Origin of the sequence: Yinghuangia soli (assembly GCF_021502675.1) — a bacterium.
Taxonomy (GTDB): domain Bacteria; phylum Actinomycetota; class Actinomycetes; order Streptomycetales; family Streptomycetaceae; genus Yinghuangia; species Yinghuangia soli.
Map to the genome: position 1 here is coordinate 23,243 of NZ_JAKFHA010000057.1, position 7,244 is coordinate 30,486.

Here is a 7,244-nt window from a genome sequence, read left to right on the forward strand (position 1 = left end):
AACTTTTCGAACTTTCGAACAACAGTCCTTCCGGACGGCGGTCCGCTCTCGATCACATCACGACTGCCGTCCGCCCGCGACCGCGTATACCTCCGTGGCCCGGTTCCCCTTCCGAGCCCTCGGCAACACCACGCGCGCTGTGGCGTATGTCGCGCGGGGTCGCGCGATGGATACCCATGCGGTTGGACAACACACCTATAGCAATAACAGCCGATTCACGCCACTGGTGAGCATAAACAACTACGTATCTTGATCGACATTCGCCTGGATTTGATCTGTACCACAGCGAAGCCTGTGTGATATGAAGAATTTTGATGCTAAATGTCTGGTTTACCCGAAGCGGTTTGATACCGCCACTGCTTCTGGTATTGATCTGATGGACACCGACCGGTATCGATCCGGCCAGTCCGGAAAGCACTGCCGGTACTAGACGACCCGCGATGAGGTACGGATGTCTGCCCTGCTCGACACCCAGCACGTTCAGTCCGAACCAGCGCCTCGCACCTACCCCGAGGTCCCCCTGGGGCGGCGGCCTGTCGCCGATCCCGCCGCCCTCGACCCGGGACCGCTCGACCTGCTCGAGCCCGACCCGGAGTCGCGCGACAGTTCGGACGTCCGCAAGATGTCCGCGCTGCTGTTCGCCCGCCTCGCCACCCTGGAACGCGGATCCCCGGAGCACAGCTACATCCGCGACCAGTTGATCCGGCAGAACCTGCCGCTGGTCCGGTACGCCGCCAACCGCTTCCGGCACCGCAACGAGCCGCACGAGGACGTCGTCCAGGTGGGCACGATCGGCCTCATCAAGGCCATCGACCGCTTCGACCCGGACCGCGGCGTGCAGTTCCCCTCGTACGCGATGCCGACGATCATCGGCGAGATCAAGCGCTACTTCCGGGACAGCGGGTGGTCGCTGCGCGTGCCGCGCCGCGTCCAGGAGCTGTGGCTCTCGCTGTCCGAGGCCATCGAGACGCTGTCGCAGGCCAACGACCGCGCCCCGACGGTGGCCGAGATGGCCGCGTACCTGCAGGTCACTCAGGAAGAAGTGGTCGCCTGCCTGGAGGCCACCAACGCGTACGCACCCTCCTCGCTGGACGCCACCGACGGCACCGACGAGCGCACCCTCGCGGACCGCCTCGGCTATCAGGACCAGGCCCTCGAGGGGGTCGAATACCGCGAAGCGCTCCGCCCGCTGCTGAGCCGGCTGCCGGCCCGCGAGCGCAAGATCCTGATGATGCGCTTCTTCAACAGCATGTCGCAGTCCCAGATCGCCACCGAGCTCGGCATCTCGCAGATGCACGTGTCCCGGCTGCTGTCCCGCACCCTGACCAGGCTCCGTACCGAACTGGGTGACTGCTGAGCGCAAACCCGGATCACCGCGGGCCGGCGCGGTGTCCGTCCTGGGGGGCCAGGGGGAACCGGGTGTGGTACGGAATCCTGTCGTTTCCTCGCAGGAAACCGATAGGAATGCTTTGGGGGATGCAAAATACTGGTGATACTTATCCTTCAGGGGAGGATGTATCCGCCAGTGCGACAGACCACGTAAACGAATACACGAAGCGACAAGTCGCCCCGCCCGGGTGCCCGCCGCAGCGTCGGAAGGACGCGCGAAGCGGAGCACCAGGCGGGGCGACTCGTGTCACCCGCGGAACCGGCCGGCGGCACCGGGCCCCGGCCGGTCCGGAGAGCCGGGAGTCCGGACTCAGATGGTCAGCAGCCGCAGCTTCAGCTGGGCCAGCGTGACCGCGTCGATGCCGAGCCCGTCGCGCAGGTAGCGGTCGAACGAACCGTACTGCTTCTGCACCTCGTCGAACGCCGCGTCCAGGTACGAGCGCTGCACGCCCAGCATCGGGCGGATCAGCTCCGGGTCCTGCAGCGCACCCGACGCGACCATCTGCGCGATGGTCCCGTCGATGGCCGGCTTCAGGTAGTCGTTGCTGGCCAGGAAGTCGCGGTACACCGTCTCGCGGTCCACGCCCAGCGCGGTCAGGATCACCGCGGACATCCAGCCGGTGCGGTCCTTGCCGGACGAGCAGTTGAACAGCACCGTGTCGCCGCTCGCGACGGCCTTGAGGACCTGGGCGAACTGGGCACGCTTCGCCGGGTCGGTGACGAACGAACGGTTCACGTCCTCAAGGAACTTGGCCGCCTTGCCGTCGCCCAGGATCTCCTGCTGCTTGACCGGGTCGCCGCTGGACACCGCAGCGATCACGACACCCAGCACGCCGCCGTCCGAGATCGGCAGGTTGAACGAATCCACGCCCGCCGGAAGCTTGTTCGGGCCGTTGCTGCCCGCCTCGCCGCTGATCCGGAAGTCGTACGCGCCGTCCAGGCCCAGCGAGGCCAGCTTCGCGGTGCCGGCCTCGGTCAGCTTGCCCAGGCCGTCCGAGCGGAAGACCTCGCCGTAGCGCACGACCAGGCCGAACTCGGTGCGGTAGCCGCCCAGGTCACGGGTGTTCAGTGCGCCCTGCGCACCGACCCCGCGGGTCGCCGCGACCACGCCGTAGCCGGCTCCGTACGGAACCACCTTGAAGTACCAGCGCTTCGCCGGGTCCAGGCCGGTGACCACCGCGCTGCCGCTGCGCGAGGTCGCGACCTTGGTGCCCGAACGCGCCGGGTCGCGCGGGTCGGTGGACGCATAGACGGTCATCTGCGCGCCGGCCAGCAGACCGGTCCAGCTCACCGTGTACGAGCCGTTCGCGCCGTTGGCCACGGACGCGTCGAGGATCGAGGCTATCGAGGACCCGGCCGCCGACTCGGGCGCGGCCGCGACGGCCTCCGACTCGGCAGCGGTCGCGGAAGTGCCGGCGCTGGACGCGGCCAGGCCGAAAGTCAGTGCAGAAGCAAGGGCGATGGTGGTGAAACGAGTGCGGCGTGCGCGCATGCGGTGGTGCTCCTGGATCGGTTCAGCAGGAAACGCGCGCCCGGGAACGCCCGCGGGCATGGCCGGCGGGGCTGCGAAAAAGACCGTTGGCGCGCGGCACCACTGTAGTGACCGCGCAGGCAGTCGCTCCATACGCGGTCGTACGTGCAAAACGTGAGCGGCGACACACGGCCGAAGCCATGTGCCGCCGCTTTCCGCTTGTCCCGGCTTGCACCGGTGAACAATTGATGACCAATCAGGTCAATCCACCCGCCCGTGCGAGGCGAACCGGCCGGACCGGGTCAAGCAGGTGGAGCAGGTGGAGCAGAGGAGACCGGTGGATCAGACCGCCAGCAGCTGCAGGCGCAGCTTCGCCAGCGTCAGACCGTCCAGGCCCAGGCCCGCCCGCAGGTAGCGGTCGAACGAGCCGTACTCCTTCTGCACCTCGTCGAACGCAGCGTCCAGGTAAGCCTTCTGGACACCCAGCAGCGGGTCCAGCAGGTCCGGGTTCTGCATCAGGCCGGCCGCCTTCAGGCCCGCCTTGGTCCGCTCGTTCGCGGCCTTCAGGTACACGTTGCTCAGCAGGTAGTCCTGCGTCACCGTGGCCCGGTCGACCCCGACCGCGGTCAGGATGATCGCGGTCATCCAGCCGGTGCGGTCCTTGCCCGAAGTGCAGTTGTAGAGGACCGTCTCGCCGTTCGCGATCTGCTTGATCACCGCGGCGAACTGGGCCCGCTGCGCAGCGTCGTTGACGAACGACCGGTTCGCGTCGATCAGCAGCTGCTCGGCCTTGCCGCCGGTCAGCGCCTCTTCCTGCAGGACCGGGTCGTGGCTGCCGATGACCTCGTTCAGCTTCTGGTACATGCCGCCGTCCGAGATCGGCAGGCGCAGCAGGTCGACCCCGGCCGGGACCTTGTCCGCACCGTTGAGGCCCACCTCGAAGTCGGTGCGCAGGTCGGCGATCTTGTCGACGCCTGCGTTCTTCAGCTTGTTCAGGTCGGCGTCGGTGAGCTTCATCAGCGCGTCGGACCGGTACACCTGGCCGAACTTCACGGTGAAGCCCTGCGCGGTCTTGTAGCCGCCGATGTCACGGGCGTTCGCGGCCTTCTCGAGGCCCACGCCGCGCGACGCGACGACCACGCCGCCGAACGGGTTGCGGTCCGGCACGAGCTGGAAGTACCAGCGCTGGGCCGGGTCCAGGCCGGTGACCGTGACGGACGTGGCCTTCGTGACCGCGACCTGACGACCGGTCAGCGCCGGGAGAGAGGGGTTCGTGGACGCGTAGACGCGCACCTCGCGGGTCTTGGACGTGGTCCAGGACAGCTTGACCGAACCGTCCGCTGCGACCTCCGCCGCCGCACCGGACAGGACCGACCAAGAGCTCTGCGCAGAGGGCGACGGCGCGGCGACCGCAGTACCGGAGACCGCGAGGGTTCCGGCCGCAGTGCCGAGCGTGAGCGTCGCGACCATGGCACAGGTGGCGACGCGAGTACGACGGAGCTTCATTCCACTCCAAAGATGTTCAGCGGCCCGCAGGGGCCCGGCCTGGGCGTATGCGGGCACGACGAAGAGCCGGTGACACGTGTGAAGTGTCCGCCACCGACTCGCGATGATCAGGTGCGCAGACTGTAAGCGAAAGGGGCGAAAGGATCGATAGATCGAACAGGTTTTTTGGTGGCCGAAAAGTGAACTCCGGCAACCACCGGCCATTCCGTCACTCCGGTCACAAGATCGTGTCGGCCGGACCGCCGGACCGAGACCCCGTCGTAACCTCGGAGCATGCCGCGGAGCGTGCGAACCCGTGCGCGGAACCGCAGGATCCGGGCAGGCTAGGTCCGTGACGCGACACGCGGTCGGCACCACTTGGTCCAACCCGGCCGGGGCCGACCCGGGCAGCACCGTGGAGAAGAGGAGGAACCCGTGCCGGACGGTTTCGACAGGCGCCCCGCCACCGGCGACCGACCGCCGGCGCAGAGATCGTCGGCGGACCGGTACGACCGGAGCCCCGACTACGATGCGGACCCCTACGACGATCCATACCAGGACGCCTACGACGACCTGGACGACACCTTCGATGAGGACATCGACGAAGATGTGGACGGCGAGGACGGCCCCGGCCGACCGGGACCGGCCCGCCGCATTGCGAACTGGCTTGGTTTCGGCACCCCTTCGCAGCTGAGCGACGATCCCGAAGCGGACCTCTACGGCCGCCGCGACGACGACCTGGACCGCCGCACGAACCACGGCTCCGACGAAGAGGAGACCCTGGAGTCGTACGACAACAAGGACGTCTATATCCCGCCCCAGCCCGCCCAGCCGCCGCCGGTCCCGCCCGGCACCATCGGCGCGGACCGCGCCGATGAGCGGGGCAGCGACCGCCCCGGCCGGCACGAGCGCCCCACCGGCAGGCGGTCCGAACGCACCGACGCGGGCAGCGACCACGCGGGGACCGACGACACCACCGCAAATTCCGGCGCTTCCGGGACTGCCGCGGCAGCCTCCGGCGGGGACCGGCCGCGCCGCAGCCGTGCGACCAGCCCCTGGGAAGACATCATGCTGGGCTCCGGCCCGCCGCCCGGCACACCGGTGACCGACTCGATCCCGTCCGACATGCTGCCCCACGAGCCGATCCGCCTCCGCGAGGAGCCCGGACCGTCCGTCCCGCTGCCCGCGCGCTCCGGCCGCGGCAGCGGCAAGGACACCTCGAAGGCAGCGGCGCTCTCCGACTTCCTCGACCCCATGGACCCGGTCGACCCCCTCGACCCCCGCGACCCGACCGGCTCCCCGGGCCCGGACGACACGGACACCGGAACGGGCACGGGCAGCAGCGCTGGCACCGGCATGACGGCGGCAGTCCCCGTCGCGGCGACCCCGCCGACCGTAGCGCCGGCCGCATCGGCGGTCGGCACCACCAAGGCACCGGCCACCAAGGCATCGGAAGCCGCACCTACCGCGGCAGCCCCCGGCTCGGACAAACTCCCGTCCGTGTTCGCGGACTTCGCCGAAGAAAGCCCCGAACCCCGGCGCATGCTGCGGCTGTTGCCCACGCCCGTCCTCGCGGACGGCGGCGGACTCGTGGTGGACGGCGGCCGGGTCGGACGCCTCACGGTCCGCGCCGCGGCCGTCCGCGGCGACCTGCACGCCGAACAGGGCACACCGCGCCAGAACTCCTTCGCGGTCGGCCCGGATCCGAGCGGCCAGTGGACGATCACCATCGTCTGCGACGGCATCGACGGCGGGTACGCTCCGGAGCTGGCCGCCCAGGTCGCCCTCCGCAGCGCCTACCGGGCCGTGGCCCGCATGGTCGCGGCCGGCAGCCACGAAGACTGGGACTGGACCGGCACCCTTGCCGCCGTCCAGACCGAACTGCGCACCCGCCTCGCCGAGATCGGCACCCGCGCCCGCGCACTCGGCCGCCCGGCACCGGCGACCCGGCTCGCCATCCTGGTCACCTCCGCCGAACCGCTCGTGGACGACCGCGTCGACATGGCCGTCCTCGGCGACAGCACCATCCTCCGCCTCGCCGAGGGCGGTTGGCGCGCACCCCTCGGCATCCGGGAGACCCCTGCGGACGTCCCACCGCCCGCACTTCCGGAGCACGGCACCGAACACGCGCGCGTCTGCCGCACGACCTGGCGCCCCAGCGACGCCCTGGTCGTCATGACCGGAGGCTTCGCCGACTCGCTCGGCGCCGACTCCGGCGGCCTGGCCGCCCGCCTGTCCGACGACTGGCGCCGGCCGCCCGGGCTCCTCGCATTCCTCGCCGACGTCGCCGCGGGCAGCCGCACCGACGACGGCGCCGTCGTCGCCCTGTGGCCGGAGCCGTGATCGGCTGCCTCGGCTGTCACCGACAACACCGACGACACGGATAAAGCAGTGAGGGCGAGAACCGGATGGTTCTCGCCCTCACTGCTTTACCGAATTTACCGAACTCCTTTGCCGGCGCCGGCGTGCACGGCTCTCGATGCCAGGCGCTCAGCTGAACGCCAGCACCGCCGCCAGGACGATCGCGATGACCGCCACGACCACACCACCGACGAGCACCGGGGAAATCCCGCCGCTGCGGTGATGCGGAGCCGGCTCCGCCGCATTGGCGCGCTGCTCCTCCGCCACGAAGGCACGGAACATCTGGGTGCTGGCCGCGGGGTCCATCTCATTGTTCTCAGGCATGCCCCCGAGACTACCGCGGGACGGCACCCGCCCGGAAAATGCAGAAAGCCCGCCCGGGGAAACCCGGGCGGGCTTTCTGTGAATTCAATTCCGGCGGCGTCCTACTCTCCCACACCCCTTCGAGTGCAGTACCATCGGCGCTGAAGAGCTTAGCTTCCGGGTTCGGAATGGGACCGGGCGTTTCCTCTTCGCCATGACCACCGGAAACCTGTCG

At 69.3% G+C, this 7,244-nt stretch carries 5 protein-coding genes and 1 rRNA gene; 2 read left to right on the forward strand and 4 right to left on the reverse strand.

The window, feature by feature from the left end; all coding sequences use genetic code 11:
* The first annotated feature begins 451 nt into the window (after positions 1 to 451).
* Positions 452 to 1,357 carry an RNA polymerase sigma factor SigF gene (locus LZ495_RS41835; protein WP_235058491.1) on the forward strand — a complete coding sequence of 302 codons (906 nt, stop codon included), beginning with the start codon at positions 452 to 454 and terminating at the stop codon, positions 1,355 to 1,357.
* Positions 1,358 to 1,699: 342 nt separating this feature from the next.
* Here LZ495_RS41835 and LZ495_RS41840 read toward each other — a convergent pair whose 3' ends face one another.
* Both LZ495_RS41840 and LZ495_RS41845 read right to left on the reverse strand, forming a co-directional pair.
* Entirely contained in the window at positions 1,700 to 2,881 is a 1,182-nt protein-coding gene (locus LZ495_RS41840; RefSeq protein WP_235058492.1) for a tyrosine-protein phosphatase, read from the reverse strand.
* A 321-nt stretch (positions 2,882 to 3,202) separates the two neighbouring features.
* Positions 3,203 to 4,366, reverse strand: a complete 1,164-nt coding sequence (locus tag LZ495_RS41845; protein ID WP_235058493.1) for a tyrosine-protein phosphatase — start codon at positions 4,364 to 4,366, stop codon at positions 3,203 to 3,205.
* A 414-nt stretch (positions 4,367 to 4,780) separates the two neighbouring features.
* Here LZ495_RS41845 and LZ495_RS45175 point away from each other — a divergent pair, with 414 nt between their 5' ends.
* The gene (locus tag LZ495_RS45175) at positions 4,781 to 6,688 is read left to right on the forward strand and encodes a protein phosphatase 2C domain-containing protein (RefSeq protein ID WP_235058494.1); all 1,908 of its coding nucleotides are present in this window, start codon (positions 4,781 to 4,783) and stop codon (positions 6,686 to 6,688) included.
* A 147-nt stretch (positions 6,689 to 6,835) separates the two neighbouring features.
* Here LZ495_RS45175 and LZ495_RS41855 read toward each other — a convergent pair whose 3' ends face one another.
* Together LZ495_RS41855 and rrf are read right to left on the reverse strand one after the other, a co-directional pair.
* Positions 6,836 to 7,030, reverse strand: coding sequence for a hypothetical protein (locus LZ495_RS41855; protein WP_235058495.1), 195 nt, complete (start codon positions 7,028 to 7,030; stop codon positions 6,836 to 6,838).
* 88 nt (positions 7,031 to 7,118) lie between these two features.
* Positions 7,119 to 7,235: ribosomal RNA gene (gene rrf / locus LZ495_RS41860) — 5S ribosomal RNA — on the reverse strand.
* Between the last annotated feature and the right edge of the window lie 9 nt (positions 7,236 to 7,244).

What these genes read in the sequence shown, in the direction of transcription:
- LZ495_RS41835 (WP_235058491.1), top strand. Translation starts at nt 452, where the DNA reads ATGTCTGCCCTGCTCGACACCCAGCACGTTCAGTCCGAACCAGCGCCT.
- LZ495_RS41840 (WP_235058492.1), bottom strand. Translation starts at nt 2,881, where the DNA reads ATGCGCGCACGCCGCACTCGTTTCACCACCATCGCCCTTGCTTCTGCA.
- LZ495_RS41845 (WP_235058493.1), bottom strand. Translation starts at nt 4,366, where the DNA reads ATGAAGCTCCGTCGTACTCGCGTCGCCACCTGTGCCATGGTCGCGACG.
- LZ495_RS41855 (WP_235058495.1), bottom strand. Translation starts at nt 7,030, where the DNA reads ATGCCTGAGAACAATGAGATGGACCCCGCGGCCAGCACCCAGATGTTC.